Raw genomic sequence first — 22,472 nt, 5'->3', positions numbered from 1 at the left:
AACCGCGACGGCTCCCCGGTCGGTCAGTCGGGCTGGATCCACGACACCTGCACGAGCTGCTTCCCGTTCTTGCGGCTCAGCATGTTGCCCCGGCCCGGAGGCATGGCGCTCGGCCGGATGTTGCCGATCAGGTTGCCCTCGTCGCGGGAACCGTTCATCACCATGCCGGTGGCCGCGAGCTCCTTGAGCTTGCCGATGACCGGGTCGTACGCCGCCCGCGACGCACCACCGGTGCGCCGGACCACGATCAAGTGCAGGCCGACGTCCTTCGCCTGGGCGAGGAACTCCGACAGCGGCTTGAGCGGGTTGGTGGACTGCGTCGCCACCAGGTCGTAGTCGTCGACAAGGACGAACAGCTCCGGGCCGGTCCACCAGGACCGGGTCTTCAGCTGCTCCTGGGTGACGTCCGGACCCGGCAGCCGCCGCGTCATCGACCCGTGCACGTCCTGGACCATGCTGTCCAGCTGCGCCGACGAAACGGCGTAGCCGAGCAGCGAATCGCCCTCGAGGAACCCGAGCATCGTGCGCCGGTAGTCGACCAGCAGGATCACGGCCTCCTGCGGCGTGTAGCGCTCGGTGATGCCGCGCGCGATCTGCCGCAGCAGGTTCGTCTTGCCGGACTCGCCGTCGGCGAACGCGAAGAAGTGCGGGTCCGCGTCGAAGTCCAGGTAGATCGGCTGCAGGTCTTCCTCGTTGACGCCGATCGGGACGAGCTTCGTGTCCCGCTTCTGGTCGATCCGCAGGACCTCTTCGTAGGTGATCATCTCCGGCAGCAGGCGCACCTGCGGAGCCACCCGGCCGCGCCACGCCCCGCGGATCTTCGCGACCGCGTCCGCGACGCCCGCCGCGACCGTCTCCGGGTCGCTCGACCCGTCGATCCGCGGCAGGCCGGTGAGCAGGTGCAGCTTGTCGCGGGTGAGCCCGCGTCCCGGCCGCCCGGCCGGGACGTTGACCGCGATCCGGCGGTCCATTTCGGACTCCGTCGGGTCACCGAGGCGCAGCTCGAACCGGGTGCCGAGCATGTCCTTGATCGCGGGCCGGAGGTCGGCCCACCGGTTCGCCGAGATGATCACGTGGACGCCGTAGGCGAGACCCTGCGTGGCCAGCCGGGTGATCGACGTCTCCAGCTCCTCGAAGTCGTCGCGCAGCGCCCGCCAGTTGTCCACGATCAGGAACGCGTCGCCGAACGCGTCCTGCTCCGGCGTGATCTCGCCGCGGCGCTTCCGGTTGCGGAACTCCGTCATCGAGTCGACGCCCAGCGCGCCGAACCGGCCTTCGCGCTCGGTCAGCAGCGTGGTCAGCTCGGCCACGATCCGGCGCGCCTTGTCCGGCTCGCGCCGGGCCACCGCGACCCCGCCGACGTGCGGAAGGTCCGCGAGGCCGGCGAGCGTGCCGCCACCGAGGTCGAGGCAGTAGAACTGCGCTTCCTCGGGGGTGTGGGTGAGCGCCATCGACATGATCAGCGTCCGGAGCATGGTCGACTTGCCCGACTGCGGGCCGCCCGCGATGACACCGTGGCCCTGCGCACCGGAGAAGTCCGCCCACAGCAGGTCGCGCCGCTGCTCGTACGGCCGGTCGACGATGCCCATCGGCACCTGCAGCCTGCCGTTGCCGAAGAACCCGACCGGGGAAAGACCGCGGTCGTCGGTGGGGTTGAGGTTCGGCAGCATCGTGTCGAGCGAGTTCGGCTCGTTCAACGGCGGCAGCCACACCTCGTGCGCCGGCGGGCCCTGCCCGACCAGGCGGCTGACGATGACGTCCAGTTCGCTGGGCTCGACCGCCTCTTCGGACTCCTGCTGTTTCGGAGCCTCTTCCTCGACGACCGGTTCCGGCTCGGGTTCCTTCGGCAGTTCCACGAAGTCCGGCACGAACAGCTGCGGCCGCTTGTCCGCGCGCACCACCGTCGCGGCCGGGCCGGCCGCCTTGATGCCCGCGGGCCGGTACGGACCCGAGACGTAGGAAGCCTTGAACCGCACCAGGGTCGAGGTGTCGTACTTCAGGTAACCGCCACCGGGGACCGACGGCAGTTCGAACGCGTCCGGCACGCCGATCGCCGCGCGGGATTCCGCCGCGGAGAACGTCTTCAAACCGATCCGGTAGGACAGGTGCGAGTCGAGACCGCGCAGCTTGCCCTCTTCCAGCCGCTGCGACGCGAGAAGCATGTGCATCTGCAGCGACCGGCCCAGCCGGCCGATGGCGACGAACAGGTCGATGAAGTCCGGCTTCGCCGCCAGCAGTTCGGAGAACTCGTCACAGACGATGAACAGCGCGGGCAGCGGGTCGAGGTCGGCGCCGTTCTCGCGGGCCTTCTCGTACTCCCAGACGTTCTTGAAGTTGCCGCCGTTCTTCAGCGCTTCCTGGCGGCGGTTCATCTCGCCTGCCAGCGCGTCCTTCATGCGGTCGACCAGCGTGACCTCGTCCGCGAGGTTGGTGATGACCGCGGACACGTGCGGGGCCTTGTCCAGGCCGAGGAACGTCGCGCCACCCTTGAAGTCGACGAGGACGAAGTTCAGCGTGCTCGACGAGTGCGTGGCGAGCATGCCCAGCACCAGGGTGCGGAGGAACTCCGACTTACCGGAACCGGTCGCCCCGATGCACAGGCCGTGCGGGCCCATGCCCTCGGCCGCGGCTTCCTTGATGTCCAGTTCCACCGGCTGGCCGTACTCGCCGACGCCGAACGGGACGCGGTAGCGGTCGCGGATCGGCCGGGGCCGCCACGCCTGCTGGACGTCGAACGTCATCGGGTCGCCCGGGATGCCGAGCAGTTCCAGCAGCGACGGGTTAGACAGCAGCGGCTCTTCCTCGCTGACGTCCGCTCCGCCGCCCCCGCCGACGCGGTACGGCGCGATGAGCCGGGCCAGCGCCTCGACCTCGACCACGCTGAGGCTGTCCGGGCGGCCGAACCACTCGACCCCGCCCGCGCTGCGCGCGCCGAGCCGCTCCTCCTCGACCACGAGCCGCAGGCCGCGCCGCGCGGCGAGGTTGCCGATCGAGTCGGAAAGGTCGACCAGGGTGACGCCAACCAGGCCCTCCTCGAGGATGATCTGCTCCTCGCGGGTGACCTCGGCGTCGTCGATGATGATCACGACGTGCGGCTGGTCCGGAGCGGGCGTCGCGTTGCGGGAGAACCGCTGCCGGTCGCGCAGCTCCTCGTCCAGCCAGTCTTCGATCTGCTTGAGCGAGCCCGCCATCATGCGCAGCTGGCCGATGCCGTCGGACAGCGTGGGGTGCTGGGCGTGCGGGAGCCACTTCGCCCACTCCCACTCTTCCTTCGCCCGGCCCGCGGTGGCGACCGCGATCATGACGTCGTCCGGGCTGTGGAAAGCGACCAGCTGGGCCAGCATCGCGCGGGTCAGCGCACGGGTGCGGTGCCGCTCGCCCTGCATGCTGACCGCCGCGAACCCGCGGAGGGTGATCTGGGTGGGCAGGTCCGGCACGATCGAGTGCGCGCGCACGAACCGGCGCAGCGCGAGGGTGGCGATCGGCTCCAGTTCGTCCACCGGGCCGGTCTGGGGCGGGACCAGCCGGGTGGCGAGGCGGTGCGAGCTCCGGCCGACGCGCAGGTGCAGGAAGTCCTGGTCGTTCTGCCTGCGCTCCCACATCCGGCGGCTGGCCGCGAGCGACCACAGCGACTGCGGGTCCGGGTGCACCCATTCGAGCGCGGCGCGCTGGTCGACCATCGCCTCTCGGGCGCGGTCGCGCATCTGGCCGAGATACCGCAGGTAGTCCTTGCGGTCCTCGTCCATCTCGGCTTTCTTCTGGCCGCCGCCCTTGCCGCCGCCGCCCGCGAGCATGCCGACGGTGCCCATCAGCATCATGCCGCTCATCATGATCGTGGTCGGGTTTTTCGCACCGCCCGCCGTGAACATGAAAACCATCATCCCGAGCGACGCGAAGATCATCACGCCCGGAATCGCCTTGGCGACGATGCTTCCCGGGATCGTCCGGGGCACCTCGGGCGGCGGCTCGAGATGCACCTCGCCGCCGGGCGGGCGCGGCGCGGCCAGCCGCGGCGACTTCTTGAACTGCAGCGTGCTCATCTCGAAGGACCCCTCTATTCCTGCTCGACGCCTGCACCCGGGTGCGCGGGACAACCTATCGAACGTCGCCCCGGAAATCCGGCCAACTCCAGGATCGGCATCTCACATCCCCTCCTCGGGCCCCGGCGGGACCCGTCCTCCCAGTGCGCCCGAGTGTAAGGACCGCCACCGACAGTTATCGGACCAGGCGGACGAACCCGCTGGTCGGTATGGCCCAACCAGGCCTGGACGAGTACTTTCGCCGATGATTTGCGGAGACGCGCTGAAACCTGTCACCAGGTTCGGTATAAGTTCCCCCGGGAGCTGACTCTTCAGAGCGGGGGATCTAGTGGCAACGGGCACGACGGTATTCAGCAGGGTCACGGTGGTCGCACCGACGACACGCATCGACGTCGCGCTTCCGGCCGACGTGGCGGTGGCCGACCTGCTGCCCATGCTTCTGGAGATGGCCAAGGAGGTCACTCCGGACGGCGGGGCCCGGCACGGCGGCTGGGCGCTGGCCAAGCTCGGCGACGCCCCGCTCGACCCGAGCCGGACGCTCGCGTCCCTCGGCGTGGTCGACGGCGAGCTGCTGCAGCTGCGCAAGCGCAACGAGAACCCGCCGCCGCCGATGTACGACGACGTGGTCGACGCCATCGCGGAGGCCGACCCGGACACCTTCCGTCCGTGGACGAAGGAAACCGCGCGCCGGTTCGGCCACACCGCGGGCGGGCTCGCCCTGTTCTTCTCCGCGCTGGCCCTGTTCTTCAGCGGTTCCCTCTACGGCGGTTCCGCGCTCGGCCCGGCGATCGCGGGCGGTCTCGGCGCGATCGCCTGCGTCGCGATCGGCGCCACGCTCACCAAGGCCTACCAGGCCGAGGCCACCGGCGTGCTGATCGCCTCCGCGGGCGGCCTCCCGCTGGCCTTCGTGAGCGGGTTCTACATCGTGCCCGGCCTGTCGGTCCGGGCGAACCTGCTGCTCGGCGCGGTGCTGGTGCTGATCGTCTCGGCGGTCTGCATCCTCGTCGTCGGCGCGGGCATCCGGGTCTTCATCGCCACCGCCACCGCGGGCGTGTTCGGCGCGCTCGCCTTCCTCGTCGCGACCCTCGTGACCAGCGCCGACACCGCGGCGGTCGCGGCGGGCACGGTCGCCGTCGCGCTGGGCTGCATCTCGTTCCTGCCGCGCGCCACCATCTGGCTCGCCAAGCTGCCGCTGCCGTACGTGCCGAGCACCGCCGAGGAACTCAAGGAAGACTCCGGCTTCCCGGACTACAAGGCGATCGAGCAGCGCACCGCGGTCGCGCACGACTACATGACCGGCCTGATGATCGGCTGTGGCGCGACCACGGCCGTCGCGGCGGTCCTCGCGGCCACCGCGCCGAACGCCTTCGGCATCATCCTCGGCATCATCGCCACGCTGGTCCTGCTGCTGCGCGCCCGCGCCTACGCCAACGGCGCGCAGGCCATCGCGCTGCTCACCACCGGCATGGTCGCCGCGGCGGGCATCCTGCTCGGCTGGCTGTTCTTCTCCGCCACCGCGGAGCAGCGGCTGCTGTACGTCTTCGGCGCGCTGATCCTGATCGCCGCGGCCGCTCTCGTGGTCGGCGTGATCTTCCCGGACCAGCGCTTCTCGCCGCCGCTGCGGCGCACCGTGGAAATCATCGAGGCGATCTGCATCGCCGTGGTGCTGCCGCTCGCCCTCGGCGTGATGGACCTCTACTCGACGCTGCGCCACCTCAACCTCAAGTGAGCCGCGCGATGGGCTCCCGACGTTCCTTCCCCCGCAGGCTCGGCCTTCCCGGCCGGACCGGGGTGGCGTTGTTCGCCGCCGGCCTCGGGCTGATGTCGCCGTTCGCCGCCGCTCCGGCGTCGGCGCAGACGGCGGACGCGCCCGCGGGCACCTGGGCCACCCCGCCGCCGCTGGGCCCGGGCGACGCGCCGCCCGCGGCCACCGGCCACCCGGACACCACGTACAAGAAGAAAAACGAATGCGTCCAGCGCAGTCTCGGGCAGGACGTCAAGATCAACTTCCGCCCGTGGGGCCAGGACTACCTGCAGCTGGACCGGGCGCAGCAGATCGTCCGCGCGGCGACCGGATCGGTCGGCGGCAACCAGAAGGTCGCGGTGATCGACACCGGCGTCACGCCGCATCCGTGGTTCCAGGGCCGCGTGGAGAGCGGCGGGGACTACGTCGCCACTCCGGACAACGGAGCGCAGCCCGGGCTGCAGGACTGTGACGGCCACGGCACCGAGGTCGCCGGGATCATCGCGGGCAATCCGCAGGATCCGCAGGTCGGCTTCATCGGCGTGGCCCCGGACGCGCACATCGTGTCCTACCGGCAGCTGAGCGAGAACTACGCCAAGGACGACAGCCCGCAGCAGCCCTCGGCTCCCCCGTCCGGCGGGACCGGCGCACCGCCCTCGGGCGGCGAGAGCCAGCAGCCCCCGGCGGGCAGCAGCAACAGCCAGCTGCCCCCGTCCTCGGGCGGCGGCACCGGCAGCGGCACCGGCACCGCGCCCCAGCAGGACAACAAGGGCGACAACCGGGATCTGGCGAAGCAAGGCACCGCGGGCACGCTGAACACGCTCGCGCAGATCATCCGCAGCATCGCCGACACCCACAGCGCCGGCGTGATCAACATGTCGGTCGACCACTGCCGCGCCGGCACCGCGCCGGGCGACATCCAGACCGGCGAGCGCCAGGTCCAGGCCGCGGTGCGTTACGCGGCCGACAGCAACATCGTGGTCATCGCGGCCGCGGGCAACGTCTCGGAAAACTGCCCGCAGAACGACCAGGCCGACCCGAACAAGCCGAAGTCGATCGTCACCCCGCCGTGGTTCGCCGACGACGTGCTGTCCGTCGGGGCCATCCAGGAAGACGGCGGCGTCGCGCCGTTCAGCGTGCACGGCCCGTGGGTCGGCGTCGCCGCGCCGGGCACCAAGATCGTGTCGCTCGACCCGGCGGAGCATTCGACCGGACTCGCGAACCTCACCATCGCGAACGGCAACCCGTCGCCGATCCAGGGCACCAGCTTCGCCGCCCCGTACGTGGCGGGCGTCGCCGCGCTGGTCCGCTCGATGTTCCCGGACATGAAGGCGCGCGACGTGGTGAAGCGGCTCAAGGCGACCGCGCAGCACCCGGCCGCTCCTGGCGGACGCGACAACTTCGTCGGCTACGGCGTGATCGACCCGGTGGCCGCGCTCACCGCGAACCTGCCGGGCGACACCGGCAACCTCGCGCTGCCGAAGCCGGTGGTGCAGGAGGCCAAGCTGCCGCCCGCCGACGGGATCAGCTCGACCCCGATGATCGTCGCGCTCGCCGGCACTGGCGGCGGGGTGGCGGCGCTGCTGATCACGCTGTTCGTGGTGCACACGATCCGGCGGAACCGCTCCAGGTCGTCGCCGCCGACAAAGTAGGCATCAGAAAGGGGCCGCTTCTCCGCGATCGCCGCGGGGAGCGGCCCTTTTTGCTTTTGCGGCCAGAAGCGACTCGGTTCCGGGCATGGGAAAGGCCGCTCGCCGCGGATGTCGCGACGGCGGCCTTCCTGGTCACTTTCCGGGTTTCGGCGGCTTGCCGTCCTTCTCCGGCCGCCGCGCGGGCGGGTCCTGGCCGATCACCGGCGGAGTCACCTGCGCGGGCTCGCCGAAGATCTCCGACGTCTTCGCCGCCGTGCGCTGCCGCGGCTTGTGCTGCGAACTGCCGCCGCCACCGCCTCCGCCGCCCATTCCGGCGAAGCCCATCATCGGCATCATCGACATGCCCGAGCCCTGGTTCGCCGACGCGGGCTGTGGGGCCGGGGCGACCGGCTCGACCGGCGGGAGGCCCGCTTGGCCCTGCTCCAGCCGCGGGTCGGCGGCGGTTTCCTTGCCGTGGTGGGAATTCTCCGCGGCGGACGGGTTCACCGAATCGTCCGAAGAGGACGCTGAAGAGGCCACTGTGGACTCTCCGGCGGCAGCCGGAGCCGTTCCCGCGGGCGCGTCGGCGTCGTGCAGCCGGAACTGCTGCGCCGGATAGTGGTGCCGCAGTTCGATGCTCGACGGGCTCCCGGCAGGCGCGTCCACTCCGGCGCACAACCGGCCGAACTCGCGCAGGACGTCCTCCGCGGCCTCGTGCAGGGACTTCAGCGACTGCTCGGTCTCCCGCATCTGCGACCGCGCCCGGGAAGCGCCGCCCTTGGGCAGCATCGCGGACTCGGACAGCAGATCAGCCGCGTCGACCAGCACCTCTTCCGCCGCACCGGTGATCTTGCGCAGCGATTCGGTGAGCTGGTCGATCGAGTCCGCGAGCGCGTCGAGCGCGTCCTCCGCACCCTCGCTCGCGGCGCGGATTTCACCCAGGTAGGCGACAAACGCGTCCGCGTCGGGACCGGACCACGACGCGTCGATCCGGCCGAGATCGTCCGCGAGGTCCGTGGACACCCTTGCCGCCGTGCGGGCCGCGGCGCGCAGGCTCTCGGCCTCCGCGTCCAGTTCCTCCCAGCGGCCGGTGAGCGGCCGGTAGTACGCGGCGACCGGATCGGTCACGCCCAGCTCGCGGGCGAGCTCGGTCACGTACGCCAGAGACGGCTCCGTCACGAGATCCTCCCGGCGCGCTCGATCCGCTCGGCCGCGTCGGCGTCCCGCTCGGCGTGGCCGGTGGTGAGCTGCTCCAGCGCCGCGGTGACCGACCGCAGCGCGGCCACCCCGGCGGTGAGCTGGCCGCGCAACGCCTGCGAGGCCTGTGCGTACGACTCCGGCACGCCCAGCTGCCCGGCCACCTCGCCGTACGCGTCGGCGGTGGTCGCTCTCGTGCCCACCTCGCCCGCGGCGGCCTCCAGTTCGTCGGCCGCCCGCGCGACTTTCGCCGCGTAGCCGCCGACGACCGCGCCGTCGATCCGCACGGCGCTCGTTCCCGGACTGCTTCCCGGCGCTGCCACGTTCAACCCTCCGCTCACCCGGCTATGTCCGAGTGTGACGGGCGGAACCCGCCGTCAGTTCCCGGCAGGTTGCTGCTGTCCGGCCGCCTGCTGCTTGTACGAGCCGGCGTTCGGGTCGATCGGCACCGAGTCGAACTGCTTCATCACGTTCTGCACGTTCAGCGACGCACCGGTCGGCAGGAGCCCGATGATCGACTCCGGCGCGGGCAGCCGGTTGTTCAGCCCCAGCCCGTCCGCGGTCGCCGCGTCCGGAACGCCGTAGCGGATGCCGCGGTCGGAGATCAGCTGGATCGGGCCCTTGCCGAAGGTCTTCTCCGATTCGGTGGCCGACTGCACCACCGCGCCGTAGCCGGTCGGCATGTAGAAGCCGGTGATCGGCACGCCGTTCGGGCCGGTGTTGCTGACGCTGATGATCTTCGAGCTGCCGTCGGCGTTCTTCTCGACCGGGACCTGCTTGTTGATGTAGACCGAGGTGTGCGCCTGGGTGCCCCCGGCGTTGAGCGACCAGCCGAGGCACGCCACCGGGTTCGGCACGGCGTCGAGGACGGTCGGGACGACCTTCGGGTAGGTGTCGACGTCCACGTAGTCCGGGTCGCCGTTCTGCAGCACCTTGACGTTGTTGATCTTGTCGAGGGTCAGGGTCGGCGTGATGGCCGAACCGCCGCTCTTGGCCGTGCGCACGATGTCCGCGACGGCGGGCGACACCTTCTGGATGCCGCTCTTGGCGATGAGCCAGAACTCCAGCGCACCGCCGGAGGGCTGGGTCGAGAAGACGCTGCCGACGGTCAGCCCGTCGAAGTTGCTCGACGGCGCCGTGCCCTCGCCCGCCACCAGCGGCGGGACCAGCTTGGTGACCTCGGGGATCGCGTTGAGGAGAGCCTGCGACACCTTGCGCGCCTTCGTCGGCAGATGCAGCGCGGCCCGCACCGGGTCGGCGCTGCCGGACGGCACCTCGGCGCGCACGGTGTTCGCGTTCGGGTGGCTCTGCGTCGCGGCCAGCCGGTAGATGAGGTAGGTCTTGCCGTTGCCCGTGTCGCCGAGCAGCGCCTGGTTCTCCTGCAGCTCAGTACCGAGCTTGTCGATGCCGGCGATCACGTCGGTGTTGGTCTTGTTGACCGAGTCCGGCTGCGGCAGCGACTGGTCGAGCACGACCTCGTCGCACACCGCCCAGTTGGGGGTGGTCCGCTGGTCCATCGACGGGAGCAGCTGCGGGCCGTCCGGGATGCCGGTGAGCTTCTCGCGCGGCATGTTCTTCAACTGTTCATCCGAGACGACGGTCGGGTTCTTCACCTCCGCCGCCTGCTGGCCGCCTTGTCCGCCGCCGCCCTGCTGCCCCTGCGCGCCCTGCTGCTTCTGTGCCATGAGGATCAGCCGCGCCGACGCGAGGTTGAACGTCGGGATCAGCCGCGCCGGATTCCCCGTGACGACATACACGGTGCCGGACTGCTCGCCGATCACGATGTTGTCCGACGCGGGCACCGACGGCGCGGGGCTCAACAGGCCCCACAGCACGAAGACGACGGCGCCCAGCACGCCGAGGATCACGCCGACCGCGGTCGCGCGCCCGTGGGAGCGCATCGGGTCGTGCAACATCACCGCGTCACGGCGGACCAGCGCGGACTGCATCCGGCGCAGGACGAACTTGTATGCCTGAACCTGAGACTTAGTCGTGGGTGTTGATGGCATTCTCGACCTACAGTCCTCCCCGTCGCGGTACGGTTCCGCAGGATAGCCGTACGGGGACCGTCTGGTGTGGGGTTTCTACCAACTCCGGTTAGGGTCAGGCATCCCGGGACCGGCTTTCCGGGTACGCAGCACTCACGAGGGGAAGAGAACGCGCGGATGTCCGTCAGCACGCCTCCACGTCCGCCTGGTCCGCAGGGACCGCCACCGCCTCCCGGGGGACGTCCCCCGGGTCCGCCGCAGCGGCCCGGAAGAACCGGCGGACCCGGCGCTGCTCCCGGCGGACCCGGAATGCCCCCGCGCACTCCCCCTCCCGGCGTCCCGGGCGGTCCCGGCGGGCCTGGTGGTCCCGGACGCCCCGGCGGACCGGTCACTCCCGGGCCCGGCGTTCCCAAGCCCGGGGTTCCCGGCGCTCCTGGCCCGGGCGGGCCCAAGCCTGGCGGACCCGGTGGTCCCGGCGGGCCCAAGCCTGGTCCGGGCGGACCCAAGCCCGGCGGACCCGGAGGTCCTGGTGGGCCTGGCGGTCCGGGTGGTCCCGGCGGGCCTGGCGGTCCCACTGGCCCTCGGACGGGGCGTCCTGGCGGCGGCGGTCCTAACGGCCCGCGTCCTGGCGGTCCCGGAGGTCCCGGCGGACCTGGTGGCCCTGGAGGCCCGGGCGGACCTGGCGGCGGTGGCCCCGGCGGTCCGGGTGGTCCCGGCGGCGGTGGCCCCGGCGGACCTGGCGGCCCAGGCGGGCCCGGCGGTCCCAGCGGCGGCGGCCCGGAAAACAGCGAACCCGCACCGACGGGCGGCGGCACCGCGACCGCGCTCCGGATGGCCCCGCCCTCGCGGCGGCGCTCCGGCGGCATCTCGCTCGGCCCGCTTCCGGTGGTCAACCTGGTCGTGCTGGAAGTCGGCGTCGCGATCGGACTCGTGCTGCTGGCGATCAACATGCAGCTCAAGTACGTCGCGATCGGAGTCGCGGCGCTCGGCCTGATCCTCGCCTTCCTGCGCGTCGGCGGGCGCTGGTTCACCCAGTGGCTCGCGCTGACGCTGCGGTACCGGTTCCGCTCGCACGGCCGTGTGGCGACCCCTCCGCCGCCGACCAGCATCGAGGAACTCGCCGAGGAAAGCGCGGTCACCGGCCCGGAGGACGCGCGCGTCAGCCTGCTGCGGCTGGCCGTGCCGGACCTCGTGGTGGCGCACGCCGTCGACCACGAACGGCAGGAGGTCGGCATCGCCTGGAACGACGGGACGTGGACCGCGGTCCTGCTCGTCGAGCCGATGCCGGCGATGATCTCCCAGGCAGGCGGCGCGCCCAGCCTTCCGCTGTCCGCGCTCGCGCCGTGCCTGGAAGACCGCGGCGTGCTGCTGGACTCCATCCAGATGATCTGGCACAGCTACCCGGGTTCGGCCGCGATGCCCGCGGACGCCCCGGCGCTCAGCTCGTATCTCGAGGTGCTCGGCCCGCTGCCCGCGGCCGCTCGGCGGACCACGTGGATCGCGGTCCGGCTCGACCCGCGGCGCTGCCCGGAGGCGATCCGGGAACGCGGCGGCGGCGTCGTCGGCGCGCACCGCGCGATGATCGGTGCGCTGTCGCGGGTGCGCAACGCGCTGGAGTCCCAGGGCGTGCCGACCCGGCCGCTGGACCCGGACGAGCTGCTGCGCGCCAGCATCTCGGCGGCTGAGCTCACCGCGGTCGCCGGTTCGAACGAGAAGGTCAGCCTGCAGGAAAGCTGGACCGGCGTCACCGCGGCCGGCATCGGGCACTCCAGCTACGCGATCACCGGCTGGCCCAAGGGCAAGATCAGCGGCAGCCTCAACGGGCTGACCAGCGTGCGCGCACTGTCCGCAACGGTCGCCATGGCGATCTCGCCGTCGGCGGACGAGGGCCGCATCGGCCTGCGCGGCGTGGTGCGGCTGAGCGCCCGCAACCCGCGCGAGCTGGACGCCGCCGACCAGCGGCTGCAGAGCATCGCGGAGCGGCTGGACGTCGACCTGACCCCGATGAAGGGCATGCAGATCTCGGCGTTCTCCGCGACGCTGCCGATCGGAGGCACAGCATGAGTACCCGTGTTCGCGACGCCGGGCAGAATCCCGGCATCGCCCCGGAGTTCACGGTCGACCCGGCCATGCTCGACGCGATCAGCCCGTCCGGCGACCGCGGCGGCGTCGTCCTCGGCTCCGGCCTCAAGGGCGAACCGCTGACCGTCTCCGCACTGCGCTCGCAGCCAACCCGCATCGTGCTCGTCGGCGGGCTCTACCTGGCCCGCCAGGTAGCGATGCGCGCCATGGCGACGGGTGCGTGGGTGGTCGTGGCCACCGGACGCCCCGCGGCGTGGCAGGTGCTGCAACAGGCCGCCGGAAGCCGCGACGGACGCCCTTCGCCGCTGGTGCAGATCCGCCGGTTGTCGCCGGTCGAACTGCCGCGCCCGTCCGAGGACGCCCCGCTGCTCGTCGTGACCGACGGCGGACCGACCCCGCAGGACCTGTTCCCGCCCCGGTCGCCCTGGCAGACCACGGTGTACGTGCTGCCGTACCTGCACCCGCAGGCGGGCACGACGGCGAACGCCGCGGACCTCGTCCTGATGCAGCGGCTCCCCGCCGGTCAGGCCGAGCTGGCGGCCCGGATCTGGCGGCTGCCGCCGCAGATGATGCGCCAGCTGACCACGCTGAAGGACGACCAGGTCGTGGCGCTAGGCACAAACCTGTGGCGCCCGCTGCGGCTGGTCACGACTCAGAAGGAACAGCAGTTGCTCGGACCGGTTCGCCGAGGCGACTAAAAGCGGTGAGAAATGGTGAAGGCCTCCTTGCGGGATTCCGGCAAGGAGGCCTTCGTCGTTTTCAGCGATCGGCGGTGTGCGGGGCGCGAGCCCATTCCGCCAGCCGCTCGGCCACCGACTGATACGGCAACGTCCCGGTCGCGGTCGCGATCACCAGGTCGTACGCCTCGTCCTCCGGCGCGTCCAGGTCGAAGCCGTTGAGCCCGTAGAACACGTACATCGACATCCAGCCGAGCCGTTTGTTCCCGTCGATCAGCGGGTGATTCCGGACGATGGATTCCAGCAGCACCGCGGCTTTCTCGTGCAGACCCGGATAAGCGTCCTGCCCCATCAGCGAGGACTGCGGCCGGTGCGCCGCCGCGTCGAGCAGGCCAAGGTCGCGCACCCCGGGCACGCGGAGATCAGCCGACAGCAGAAGCAGGTCGTCCAGCGTCAGGTACTCGATTTTCACTGCGCCAGGCGATCGAGCAGGGCGGCGTAGCGGGAGCGGCCTTCGAGGGAAAGCTCGTGCACCCGGTCGTCCCGGACCCGGCGCGCCGCGGCGTCCGTGATCGCCCGCACCACCGCTTCGTGCTTGCTCACCCCGTCCGCCTCAGACAGCAGCGCGAGCGCACGCTCCACCTCATCGTTCAACCGCAGAGTCATCGCCATGACGCCAATGATACCAGAGTGGTATCATTTCTGGCCTGCTCTTTTCGGCCATCCCTGGCGTTAAAGCTCGGTCGACGACCGCACGTTCCGGGTCTGTTCCGCCCTCGCCGCCAGCAGCTCGTCCGGCGGGTAATCCACCGCCGTCAGCGTCAGTCCGTGTGCCGGGGCGACCGCGCTGTCCCGCGTTCCGCTCGCCAAAACCTCGCCGGGCCAACCGGTTCCGCGGCGGCCGTCCCCCACGAGCAGCAAGACACCGACCAGGCTGCGGACCATCGAATGACAGAACGCGTCCGCGCTTACCTGGACTTCCAGCAGATGCTCGTCAATCCGCGTCCACTCCAGACGCTGCAGCTCACGGATCGTCGTGCCGCCCTCGCGCTGTTTGCAGTATGCCGCGAAGTCTTGCAGGCCAAGGAGTTCCCGAGCAGCGGCGTTCATCCGCTCTGTCGACAGTGGACGTCCCCAAGCCAGGGTGTCGTTGCGGCGCAACGGATCGACGCCCCACGGGGCATCTGAGACGCGATAACGGTAGTGCCGACGGATGGCGGAGAACCGGGCATCGAAACCCGAAGGGGCCACGCGCGCCTGTAAGACCCGCGCATCGGCGGGCAAGAGTTTGTTCCAGCGGCCGCGCATGCGCGTCAGGTCTGGGATTCCCTGGTCGTCCACGGGAATCCGGCCCGGCGCACCGGGCGCGAACGGGACGACGTCGACGTGCACGACCTGGCCCGTCGCGTGCACCCCGGCGTCCGTGCGGCCCGCGACGACCACGGACTTCGGCACCGACTCCCCCGGCGGCTGACGCTGCAGCGCCTGCTCCAGTTCGGCCTGCACGGTGCGGCGACCGGGCTGGCGGGCCCAGCCGGAGAAGTCCGTGCCGTCGTAGCTCACGTCCAAGCGCAGACGAACGAGCCCGCCCTCCCCGTGGGGAGCGGCGGGCTCGTCCGGTGTAGACAGTGCCGGCAGGACTCAGTCCTTCTTGGCGTCGGCGTCGTCGGAGGCAGCGGCCTCGTCAGCGGCCGGAGCCTCTTCGGCAGCCGGGGCCTCTTCGGTCGCGGCGGGAGCCTCAGCGGCTTCCTCGGCGACCGGAGCGGCGGCGACCTCGTCCTTGGCGAACTTGGTCTTGCGGGCCCGCTCGGCCTCGGACGTCACGGTCTTCTCCGCGACCAGTTCGATGACGGCCATGGCGGCGTTGTCGCCCTTGCGCGGCATCGTCTTGGTGATGCGGGTGTAACCGCCGGCGCGCTCAGCGAAGTGCGGGCCGATCTCGGCGAACAGCTTGTGCACGACGTCCTTGTCCCGGACGACCTTCTGCACCAGGCGACGGTTGTGCAGGTCGCCCCGCTTCGCCTTGGTGATCAGCTTCTCGGCCAGCGGGCGGACCCGCTTGGCCTTGGCCTCGGTCGTCGTGATCTTGCCGTGCTCGAACAGCTGAGTGGCCAGGTTGGCCAGGATCAGCCGCTCGTGCGCGGCAGACCCGCCGAGCCGGGCTCCCTTGGTAGGGGTGGGCATGACTTTCTCCTAGTTCAGCTCACAGCGTCCGGGCACGAGGCCTCAGAGCTGCTCGGTCTCTGCGTAGTCCTGGCCATCGTCGTGGCCGTCGTCCGAAATCCCGCCGCCGATGCCGGCGACACCTTCCGACCAGCCCTCGCCGTCGTAGCTGGTGGCAGCCGCGGACGGGTCGAACCCGGGCGGGCTGTCCTTCAGCGCGAGGCCGAGGCCGACGAGCTTCAGCTTGACCTCGTCGATCGACTTGGCGCCGAAGTTGCGGATGTCGAGAAGGTCCGCCTCGCTGCGCGAGACCAGCTCGCCAACGGTGTGGATGCCTTCGCGCTTCAGGCAGTTGTACGACCGGACGGTGAGGTCCAGGTCCTCGATCGGCATCGCGTAGGCGGCGATGGTGTCCGCCTCCTGCGGCGACGGGCCGATCTCGATGCCCTCGGCGTCGACGTTCAGCTCGCGAGCGAGACCGAACAGCTCCACCAGCGTCTTGCCAGCCGAGGCCACCGCGTCGCGCGCGGTGATCGACGGCTTGGTCTCGACGTCCAGGATCAGCTTGTCGAAGTCGGTGCGCTGCTCGACACGGGTGGCCTCGACCTTGTAGGTCACCTTCAGCACCGGCGAGTAGATCGAGTCGACCGGGATCCGGCCGATCTCCGCGCCCGCCTGCTTGTTCTGCAGGGCCGGAACGTAACCGCGGCCGCGCTCGACGACGAGCTCGATCTCGAGCTTGCCCTTGCCGTTCAGCGACGCGATGTGCAGATCCGGGTTGTGCACGGTGACGCCCGCGGGCGGCACGATGTCGGCAGCCGTGACCTCACCGGGGCCCTGCTTGCGCAGGTACATGGTGACCGGCTCGTCCTCTTCCGAGGACACGACCAGTTCCTTCAGGTTCAGGATGATGTCGGTGACGTCTTCCTTCACCCCGGGAACGGTGGTGAATTCGTGCAGCACGCCGTCGATGCGGATGCTCGTCACGGCCGCGCCCGGGATGGACGACAGCAGCGTGCGCCGCAGCGAGTTGCCGAGCGTGTAGCCGAAGCCGGGCTCCAGCGGTTCGATGGTGAACCGGGAGCGGGTCTCGTTGACCGTCTCTTCGCCGAGAGCCGGCCGCTGGGAAATCAGCATTTCTTAGTTTCCTTTCCAGACGACGCCCGCCATATGACGTCGAAGGGATGGCGTGACGGCGGCGCACTGTGGGCGCCGCCGCCCCGTAACCAGTCGCAGAGACCGGTTACTTCGAGTAAAGCTCGACGATCAGCTGTTCCTGAACCGGAACGTCGATCTGCGCGCGCTCCGGCAGCTGGTGGACCAGCACGCGGAGGTTCGACGGGACGACCTGCAGCCACGCCGGAACCGGGCGCTCGCCGAAGGCTTCCTTCGCCGCGACGAACGGGAGGGTGCCCGCCGACTTCGGCTTGACGTCGATGATGTCCCACTTGGTGACCTGGTAGGACGGCACGTTGACCTTGACGCCGTTGACCAGGAAGTGGCCGTGGCTCACCAGCTGCCGCGCCTGACGGCGGGTGCGGGCGATGCCGGCGCGGTAGATCACGTTGTCCAGCCGGGACTCGAGGATCTGCAGCAGGTTCTCACCGGTCTTGCCAGGACGCCGCACGGCTTCCTTGTAGTACCGGACGAACTGGCGCTCGAGAACGCCGTAGGTGTAGCGAGCCTTCTGCTTCTCCTGCGACTGCAGGAGGTACTCGGACTCCTTGATGCGCCCGCGGCCGTGCTGGCCCGGCGGGTAGGGGCGACGTTCGAACGCCTGGTCGCCGCCGATGAGGTCAACCTTGAGGCGACGCGAAATACGCGTCGCGGGACCGGTGTAACGAGCCATTTCTTAGTACTCCTCCCCGTTCCTCAGACCCGGCGCCGCTTGGGCGGGCGGCAGCCGTTGTGAGGCTGCGGGGTCACGTCCTGGATGGTGCCGACCTCGAGGCCGGCCGCCTGCAGCGAGCGGATCGCCGTCTCGCGGCCCGAACCCGGGCCCTTCACGAAAACGTCGACCTTCTTCATGCCGTGCTCGGCAGCCTTGCGGGCGGCGTTCTCGGCGGCCATCTGCGCGGCGAACGGAGTCGACTTGCGCGAGCCCTTGAAGCCCACGTGGCCGCTCGACGCCCACGCGATCACGGCGCCGGTCGGGTCCGTGATCGAGACGATGGTGTTGTTGAAGGTGCTCTTGATGTGCGCGTGACCGTGCGCGACATTCTTCTTTTCCTTGCGGCGGACCTTCTTGGCCCCCGCGGTGCGGGACTTGGGTGGCATTGTCTGAGGGTTCTCCTGTTAACGCGCGTTCTCTTGGTGAGCGGCGACGGCTTCCTGCTGCCCGCGGCGGATGATGGATCCGGCGTCGGTATAGAGGTTCCGCAGCGCCATCGGGCGGGCGTAGAGCGCCTTGGGCGAGACACAAGCCGTGGAGCGACGGACGGAACCGCCCATGCGAACGACCTTCTTGCCCTGGGTGCTCACTTCTTGCCAGCCTTCTTCTTGCCGGCGACCGTCTTCTTCGGGCCCTTGCGGGTGCGGGCGTTGGTCTTGGTGCGCTGACCGCGCACCGGCAGACCGCGACGCCAGCGCAGACCCTGGTAGGTCCCGATCTCGATCTTGCGCCGGATGTCGGCGTTCACCTCACGGCGAAGGTCACCCTCGACCTTGAAGTTTTCGTCGATGTAGTCCTTCAGCTTGACGAGATCCTCGTCGCTGAGGTCCTTGACGCGGGTGTCGGCGTTCAGCTCGGCAGCAGCGATCATCTGCTTCGAGCGGGTACGGCCGATCCCGTAGATGTAAGTCAGCGCGATCTCCAACCGCTTCTCGCGGGGAAGGTCGACGCCAGCGAGTCGTGCCACTGGTGCTCCTTTATCGAGTTTGTCTTCAGGTCTGCTCCCCGTCCGGTTCCGGAACCGACTCGCCTGTCGTGCCCGTGGCTTGCGCCCCGGGTGTCCCGGCCCCGGCCTGAAGTCCGGGGGTGCACCGGACCGCTCGCGCGGCCCGGCAGGTACGGGGAGGGTGGGTTAGCCGTCAAGCGGCCTGCTGCAGTGCGGTTCTCAGCCCTGACGCTGCTTGTGACGCAGGTTCTCGCAGATCACCATGATCCGGCCGTGACGGCGGATCACCTTGCACTTGTCGCAGATCTTCTTGACGCTCGGCTGGACCTTCACGTCTTCCTGCTTCCTGCTCTGCTCGGCTCTGGCGTGATCACTTGTAGCGGTAGACGATGCGACCACGGGAGAGGTCGTAGGGCGAAAGCTCCACGACAACCCTGTCTTCGGGCAGGATGCGGATGTAGTGCTGCCGCATCTTGCCGCTGATGTGTGCCAGGACCTTGTGGCCGTTCTCCAACTCGACACGGAACATCGCGTTGGGGAGCGGCTCGACCACGCGGCCTTCGACCTCGATGGCCCCGTCTTTCTTAGCCATGTCCTCCGCAATCCCTGATGCACGCTTGATGTGCACAGCGTGATCGGCTTTGAGCTCGAGTCCTTGCTTACTGGGTGGTGCTCGGCCACACTCGGCCCCGGGTCCATGAGGTTCGCGAGAATTCACGAGCATGCTGGAACCGGCGCATGAGCGCGCCGACTTGACAGTGTACGCAACCCGTGCAGTACCCCGTCGACCGGGGTGTAAGTAGACCCGTGTGAGTGGTCGCTCAGGACTCTTCGGGCAGGGTGAGCACCCAGGGACCGTCCTCGGTGATGGCGACGGTGTGCTCCCAGTGCGCGGCGCGCGAACCGTCGACGGTGACGACCGTCCAGCCGTCGTCCAGTTCGAGGGTTTCGCCGCTGCCGCCGGTCAGCATGGGTTCGACCGCGAGCGCCATGCCGGGTTTGAGCCGGGGGCCCTTGCCGGGTTTGCCGACGTTCGGCAGGAACGGCTCCATGTGCATCTGCCGGCCGATGCCGTGGCCGCCGTACTCGAGGATCTCGCCGTACTCGCGGCCGTCGTCCTCGCCGGCTTGGCGGGCGGCGGTCTGCACGGCGAACGAGATGTCGGTGAGCCGGGAGCCCGCGCGGACGGCCTCGATGCCCGCCCACATGGCGCGCTCGGTGGCGGCCGACAGCTGGCGGTCCTTCTCGCTGACCTCGCCGATCTCCAGCGTCACCGCGGAGTCGCCGTGCCAGCCTTCGAGGATCGCGCCGCAGTCGACCGAGATCAGGTCGCCCTCGGCGAGCACCTGCTTGGCCGACGGGATGCCGTGCACGATCTGCTCGTTCACCGACGCGCAGATCGACGCCGGGAACCCGTGGTAGCCCTTGAACGAGGGCACCGCGCCGGCGTCCCGGATCGTCTGCTCGGCCAGCTCGTCGAGGTCGGCCGTGCTGACCCCGGGCCGGGCGAGTTCGCGCACGGCGGCCAGGGTGCGGGCGACGACGAGACCGGCCGCCCGCATGGCCTCCAGCTCGCCGCGCGTCTTGACCTCGATCATGCGCCCGCGGCGGAGCACTTGCAGAACACGCAATCCTCCGAGATTCACGTGCGGTCGCGCAGCGCTTTCAGCACGCGGTCCGAGATCTCCTGCACTTCGCCGACGCCGTCGACCTTGACCAGGATGTCGGAGTAGTACTCCAGCAGCGGCGCGGTCTCCGACACGTACACCTGCTGGCGACGGCGGATGACGTCCTCGGTGTCGTCCGAGCGGCCGCGCGACATGAGCCGCCCGACGACGACGTCCTCGGCCACGTCGAGCTGGATGACCGCGTCGAGCTTGGTGTCGGCCTCGCTCAGCATTTCGCCGAGGACCTCGGCCTGCTTGGTGTTGCGCGGGAACCCGTCGAGCAGGAAGCCCGCCTTCGCGTCCGGTTCGGCCAGCCGCTCGCGGACCATTTCGTTGGTCACCGAGTCCGGCACGAGCTCGCCCGAGTCCAGGTACCGCTTGGCCTCCTGGCCGAGCGGGGTCTCCTGGCCGACGTGCGCCCGGAAGAGGTCGCCCGTCGAGATGTGCGGGATCCGCAGCTGCTCGGACAGGGCAACCGCCTGCGTGCCTTTGCCCGCGCCGGGCGGTCCGACGAGAACCAGTCGCGTCACTTCAAGAACCCTTCGTAGTTGCGCTGCATCAGCTGGCTTTCGATCTGCTTCACGGTGTCGAGGCCAACCCCGACCATGATCAGCACAGCCGTGCCACCGAACGGGAAGTTCTGGTTGTTCCCGCTGCCGGTGAGGGACAGGAAGAAGTTCGGGAGGATCGCGATGATGCCCAGGTACAGCGAGCCGGGGAGAGTGATCCGGCCCAGCACGAAGCTGAGGTACTCGGCGGTGGGACGGCCGGGCCGGATGCCCGGGATGAAGCCGCCGAACTTCTTCATCTCTTCCGCACGCTCGTCCACGTTGAACGTGATCGTGATGTAGAAGTAGGTGAAGAAGATGATCAACAGGAAGTAGAGCAGGATGTGCACCCAGCTGCTCTGGTTGACCAGGTAGTTCTGAATGAACGACTGCCAGCCCGCGTTGCTGTTCGGGTCGCCGATCAGCTGGCTGAGCAGCTGCGGCAGGTACAGCAGCGACGAGGCGAAAATGACCGGGATGACACCGGCCTGGTTCACCTTGATCGGCAGATAGGTCGAGGTGCCGCCGTACATCCGGCGGCCGACCATGCGCTTGGCGTACTGCACCGGGATCCGGCGCTGGCCCTGTTCGACGAAGATGACGCTGGCGATGATCACCAGACCGAACGCACACACCACGGCCAGCGCGACGCCGCCGCCGTTGCTGATGATGTTGGCGCCCTCGGCCGGGATGCGGGCCGCGATGTTCAGGAAGATCAGCACCGACATGCCGTTGCCGACGCCGCGCTCGGTGATGAGCTCGCCCAGCCACATCATCACCGCGGTGCCCGCGGTCATGGTGACCACGATCAGCGTCAGCGAGTAGATGCTGTTGTCCGGGATGATCGGCTGCGAGCAGCCCTGGAACAGGGTGCCGCGGTCAGCCAGCGCGACCACGCCGGTGGCCTGCAGGATCGCCAGCGCGATCGTGAGGTACCGGGTGTACTGGGTCAGCTTGTTCTGACCGGACTGGCCTTCCTTCTTCAGCTCCTCGAACCGCGGGATGACCACGGTGAGCAGCTGGACGATGATGCTCGCGGTGATGTAGGGCATGATGCCCGTCGCGAACAGCGACAGCTGCAGCAGCGCGCCGCCGCTGAAGAGGTTGAGCAGCTGGTACACGCCCTGCTGGTCGGCCTGTGCGGTACAGGCCTGCACGGCGGCGAACGAGACCCCCGGAGCCGGGATGGTTGCACCGATCCGGTAGACCGCGACGATGGCTAGCGTGAACAGGATCTTCTTGCGTAGATCCGGCGTCGCGAGAGCCGAGCGGAATGCGCTGAGCACGCGGGGGACCTCCTCGGCGTCGTCGGTCGTCCCAACCGACGATCGGCTTGGCCGGTACGAGACCGGCGGGATGTCTGACTCACTGGCAAGCCAGGAACGCTTCAGGGCAAACGGCCCGGAAGCGTGCCGCCGACTCTAACAGCTTCGCATGGGCCGCCCGCAGCGCGTGTGCGTTTTACGTCTCACCCCGGGCCGCTTCGCCGCTGAAGAGCCGCAGGTAGGGCCGGTCGGACCACAGATGATCACCTGTTCGGCCCGCACCATTCGGCGGGCTTTCCCACAGCAGCACGGAAAACAGCACCGCCAACGCCCGCCCGCCGTACGTGAGGGCCACCCTCCTTGACTCTGATTCCCTCAGGGTTCCCCTCACGACCCACCTCTGGTCGTGAGGGGCTCCTTCACAGACTCAGATTCCCTCAAGGAGCCCTTCACGGACCGCCCCCGCCGCCAGCCGCAACCGCTGGCCGGGATGCCGCCCCAATGTGGCATTGGGTGCATAGGACGCACCGAACGCCACATTGGGTGCATCCAACGCACCCAATGCCACATTGGGGCGCTAACCCCCACCACCGGCAAACCGCAGCCGACGCACCCGACCGCATCGAGCCCCCG

The 22,472-nt window shown here is 69.7% G+C and carries 22 protein-coding genes; 4 read left to right on the top strand and 18 right to left on the bottom strand.

The features are described from left to right. Positions 1 to 23: 23 nt before the first annotated feature. Complete coding sequence (locus WA670_RS34340; RefSeq protein WP_037816248.1) at positions 24 to 4,040, bottom strand: type VII secretion protein EccC; 4,017 nt, start codon at positions 4,038 to 4,040, stop codon at positions 24 to 26. 328 nt (positions 4,041 to 4,368) lie between these two features. Here WA670_RS34340 and eccD point away from each other — a divergent pair, with 328 nt between their 5' ends. Together eccD and WA670_RS34330 are read left to right on the top strand one after the other, a co-directional pair. Further along, on the top strand, positions 4,369 to 5,769 hold the full coding sequence (gene eccD, locus WA670_RS34335; protein WP_037816249.1) for a type VII secretion integral membrane protein EccD: 1,401 nt from the start codon (positions 4,369 to 4,371) through the stop codon (positions 5,767 to 5,769). A gap of 8 nt (positions 5,770 to 5,777) precedes the next feature. Beyond that, positions 5,778 to 7,436 carry a S8 family serine peptidase gene (locus WA670_RS34330; protein ID WP_037816250.1) on the top strand — a complete coding sequence of 553 codons (1,659 nt, stop codon included), beginning with the start codon at positions 5,778 to 5,780 and terminating at the stop codon, positions 7,434 to 7,436. A 132-nt stretch (positions 7,437 to 7,568) separates the two neighbouring features. On the opposite strand, the gene WA670_RS34325 is transcribed toward WA670_RS34330, so the two are convergent. From WA670_RS34325 to eccB, 3 genes are read right to left on the bottom strand one after another with little or no spacing between them, the layout of a single operon-like run. Further along, a complete protein-coding gene (locus tag WA670_RS34325) occupies positions 7,569 to 8,594 on the bottom strand; it encodes a WXG100 family type VII secretion target (protein ID WP_336160388.1) in 1,026 nt (341 codons plus the stop codon). Beyond that, positions 8,591 to 8,935, bottom strand: a complete 345-nt coding sequence (locus tag WA670_RS34320) for a hypothetical protein (protein WP_336160386.1) — start codon at positions 8,933 to 8,935, stop codon at positions 8,591 to 8,593. The genes WA670_RS34325 and WA670_RS34320 overlap by 4 nt, the downstream gene beginning before the upstream one ends. 54 nt (positions 8,936 to 8,989) lie before the next feature. Then, on the bottom strand, positions 8,990 to 10,621 hold the full coding sequence (gene eccB, locus WA670_RS34315) for a type VII secretion protein EccB (protein ID WP_336160385.1): 1,632 nt from the start codon (positions 10,619 to 10,621) through the stop codon (positions 8,990 to 8,992). 810 nt (positions 10,622 to 11,431) lie between these two features. On the opposite strand from eccB, the gene eccE reads away from it, so the two are divergent. Continuing rightward, positions 11,432 to 12,664 carry a type VII secretion protein EccE gene (eccE, locus tag WA670_RS34310; protein ID WP_037816253.1) on the top strand — a complete coding sequence of 411 codons (1,233 nt, stop codon included), beginning with the start codon at positions 11,432 to 11,434 and terminating at the stop codon, positions 12,662 to 12,664. Then, the gene (locus WA670_RS34305) at positions 12,661 to 13,380 is read left to right on the top strand and encodes a hypothetical protein (protein WP_037816254.1); all 720 of its coding nucleotides are present in this window, start codon (positions 12,661 to 12,663) and stop codon (positions 13,378 to 13,380) included. Before eccE ends, WA670_RS34305 begins: the two co-directional genes overlap by 4 nt. 61 nt (positions 13,381 to 13,441) lie before the next feature. On the opposite strand, the gene WA670_RS34300 is transcribed toward WA670_RS34305, so the two are convergent. The 14 genes from WA670_RS34300 to secY all read right to left on the bottom strand — a co-directional run bounded on the left by WA670_RS34300 (position 13,442) and on the right by secY (position 21,860). Further along, a complete protein-coding gene (locus tag WA670_RS34300) occupies positions 13,442 to 13,831 on the bottom strand; it encodes a type II toxin-antitoxin system death-on-curing family toxin (RefSeq protein WP_336160382.1) in 390 nt (129 codons plus the stop codon). Beyond that, the gene (locus WA670_RS34295) at positions 13,828 to 14,031 is read right to left on the bottom strand and encodes a CopG family transcriptional regulator (RefSeq protein ID WP_067587897.1); all 204 of its coding nucleotides are present in this window, start codon (positions 14,029 to 14,031) and stop codon (positions 13,828 to 13,830) included. The genes WA670_RS34300 and WA670_RS34295 overlap by 4 nt, the downstream gene beginning before the upstream one ends. A 60-nt stretch (positions 14,032 to 14,091) precedes the next feature. Continuing rightward, positions 14,092 to 14,928, bottom strand: coding sequence for a tRNA pseudouridine(38-40) synthase TruA (truA, locus tag WA670_RS34290; protein ID WP_107051119.1), 837 nt, complete (start codon positions 14,926 to 14,928; stop codon positions 14,092 to 14,094). A 72-nt stretch (positions 14,929 to 15,000) separates the two neighbouring features. Then, entirely contained in the window at positions 15,001 to 15,543 is a 543-nt protein-coding gene (gene rplQ / locus WA670_RS34285) for a 50S ribosomal protein L17 (RefSeq protein ID WP_037816255.1), read from the bottom strand. Positions 15,544 to 15,585: 42 nt separating this feature from the next. Further along, positions 15,586 to 16,659 carry a DNA-directed RNA polymerase subunit alpha gene (locus WA670_RS34280; RefSeq protein WP_009072342.1) on the bottom strand — a complete coding sequence of 358 codons (1,074 nt, stop codon included), beginning with the start codon at positions 16,657 to 16,659 and terminating at the stop codon, positions 15,586 to 15,588. 106 nt (positions 16,660 to 16,765) lie between these two features. Continuing rightward, entirely contained in the window at positions 16,766 to 17,371 is a 606-nt protein-coding gene (gene rpsD, locus WA670_RS34275; protein ID WP_037816256.1) for a 30S ribosomal protein S4, read from the bottom strand. A 23-nt stretch (positions 17,372 to 17,394) separates the two neighbouring features. Next, complete coding sequence (gene rpsK / locus WA670_RS34270; RefSeq protein WP_009072340.1) at positions 17,395 to 17,799, bottom strand: 30S ribosomal protein S11; 405 nt, start codon at positions 17,797 to 17,799, stop codon at positions 17,395 to 17,397. A gap of 18 nt (positions 17,800 to 17,817) precedes the next feature. After that, on the bottom strand, positions 17,818 to 18,003 hold the full coding sequence (locus tag WA670_RS34265) for a hypothetical protein (protein WP_009072338.1): 186 nt from the start codon (positions 18,001 to 18,003) through the stop codon (positions 17,818 to 17,820). Then, positions 18,000 to 18,380, bottom strand: a complete 381-nt coding sequence (gene rpsM, locus WA670_RS34260; RefSeq protein ID WP_009072337.1) for a 30S ribosomal protein S13 — start codon at positions 18,378 to 18,380, stop codon at positions 18,000 to 18,002. The genes WA670_RS34265 and rpsM overlap by 4 nt, the downstream gene beginning before the upstream one ends. Positions 18,381 to 18,578: 198 nt before the next feature. After that, a complete protein-coding gene (gene rpmJ / locus WA670_RS34255; RefSeq protein ID WP_004558882.1) occupies positions 18,579 to 18,692 on the bottom strand; it encodes a 50S ribosomal protein L36 in 114 nt (37 codons plus the stop codon). Between the two features lie 37 nt (positions 18,693 to 18,729). Then, complete coding sequence (gene infA, locus WA670_RS34250; RefSeq protein WP_004558881.1) at positions 18,730 to 18,951, bottom strand: translation initiation factor IF-1; 222 nt, start codon at positions 18,949 to 18,951, stop codon at positions 18,730 to 18,732. A gap of 229 nt (positions 18,952 to 19,180) precedes the next feature. Then, a complete protein-coding gene (gene map / locus WA670_RS34245) occupies positions 19,181 to 19,957 on the bottom strand; it encodes a type I methionyl aminopeptidase (RefSeq protein ID WP_043835297.1) in 777 nt (258 codons plus the stop codon). Positions 19,958 to 20,001: 44 nt separating this feature from the next. Then, positions 20,002 to 20,556, bottom strand: coding sequence for an adenylate kinase (locus WA670_RS34240; RefSeq protein WP_037816258.1), 555 nt, complete (start codon positions 20,554 to 20,556; stop codon positions 20,002 to 20,004). Further along, a complete protein-coding gene (secY, locus tag WA670_RS34235; RefSeq protein ID WP_037816259.1) occupies positions 20,553 to 21,860 on the bottom strand; it encodes a preprotein translocase subunit SecY in 1,308 nt (435 codons plus the stop codon). Before secY ends, WA670_RS34240 begins: the two co-directional genes overlap by 4 nt. Between the last annotated feature and the right edge of the window lie 612 nt (positions 21,861 to 22,472).

Source organism: Amycolatopsis sp. VC5-11, assembly GCF_037034185.1.
Taxonomy (GTDB): Bacteria; Actinomycetota; Actinomycetes; order Mycobacteriales; family Pseudonocardiaceae; genus Amycolatopsis; species Amycolatopsis nivea.
This window is presented reverse-complemented; position numbering and strand designations above follow the sequence as displayed.

Excerpts from the sequence above, each read along its gene's own strand:
- WA670_RS34330 (WP_037816250.1), top strand. The coding sequence starts at position 5,778 with ATGGGCTCCCGACGTTCCTTCCCCCGCAGGCTCGGCCTTCCCGGCCGG.
- eccB (WP_336160385.1), bottom strand. The coding sequence starts at position 10,621 with ATGCCATCAACACCCACGACTAAGTCTCAGGTTCAGGCATACAAGTTC.
- map (WP_043835297.1), bottom strand. The coding sequence starts at position 19,957 with ATGATCGAGGTCAAGACGCGCGGCGAGCTGGAGGCCATGCGGGCGGCC.
- rplQ (WP_037816255.1), bottom strand. The coding sequence starts at position 15,543 with ATGCCCACCCCTACCAAGGGAGCCCGGCTCGGCGGGTCTGCCGCGCAC.
- WA670_RS34340 (WP_037816248.1), bottom strand. The coding sequence starts at position 4,040 with ATGAGCACGCTGCAGTTCAAGAAGTCGCCGCGGCTGGCCGCGCCGCGC.
- WA670_RS34305 (WP_037816254.1), top strand. The coding sequence starts at position 12,661 with ATGAGTACCCGTGTTCGCGACGCCGGGCAGAATCCCGGCATCGCCCCG.
- eccE (WP_037816253.1), top strand. The coding sequence starts at position 11,432 with ATGGCCCCGCCCTCGCGGCGGCGCTCCGGCGGCATCTCGCTCGGCCCG.
- rpsK (WP_009072340.1), bottom strand. The coding sequence starts at position 17,799 with ATGCCACCCAAGTCCCGCACCGCGGGGGCCAAGAAGGTCCGCCGCAAG.
- infA (WP_004558881.1), bottom strand. The coding sequence starts at position 18,951 with ATGGCTAAGAAAGACGGGGCCATCGAGGTCGAAGGCCGCGTGGTCGAG.
- WA670_RS34295 (WP_067587897.1), bottom strand. The coding sequence starts at position 14,031 with ATGGCGATGACTCTGCGGTTGAACGATGAGGTGGAGCGTGCGCTCGCG.
- WA670_RS34280 (WP_009072342.1), bottom strand. The coding sequence starts at position 16,659 with ATGCTGATTTCCCAGCGGCCGGCTCTCGGCGAAGAGACGGTCAACGAG.
- rpsD (WP_037816256.1), bottom strand. The coding sequence starts at position 17,371 with ATGGCTCGTTACACCGGTCCCGCGACGCGTATTTCGCGTCGCCTCAAG.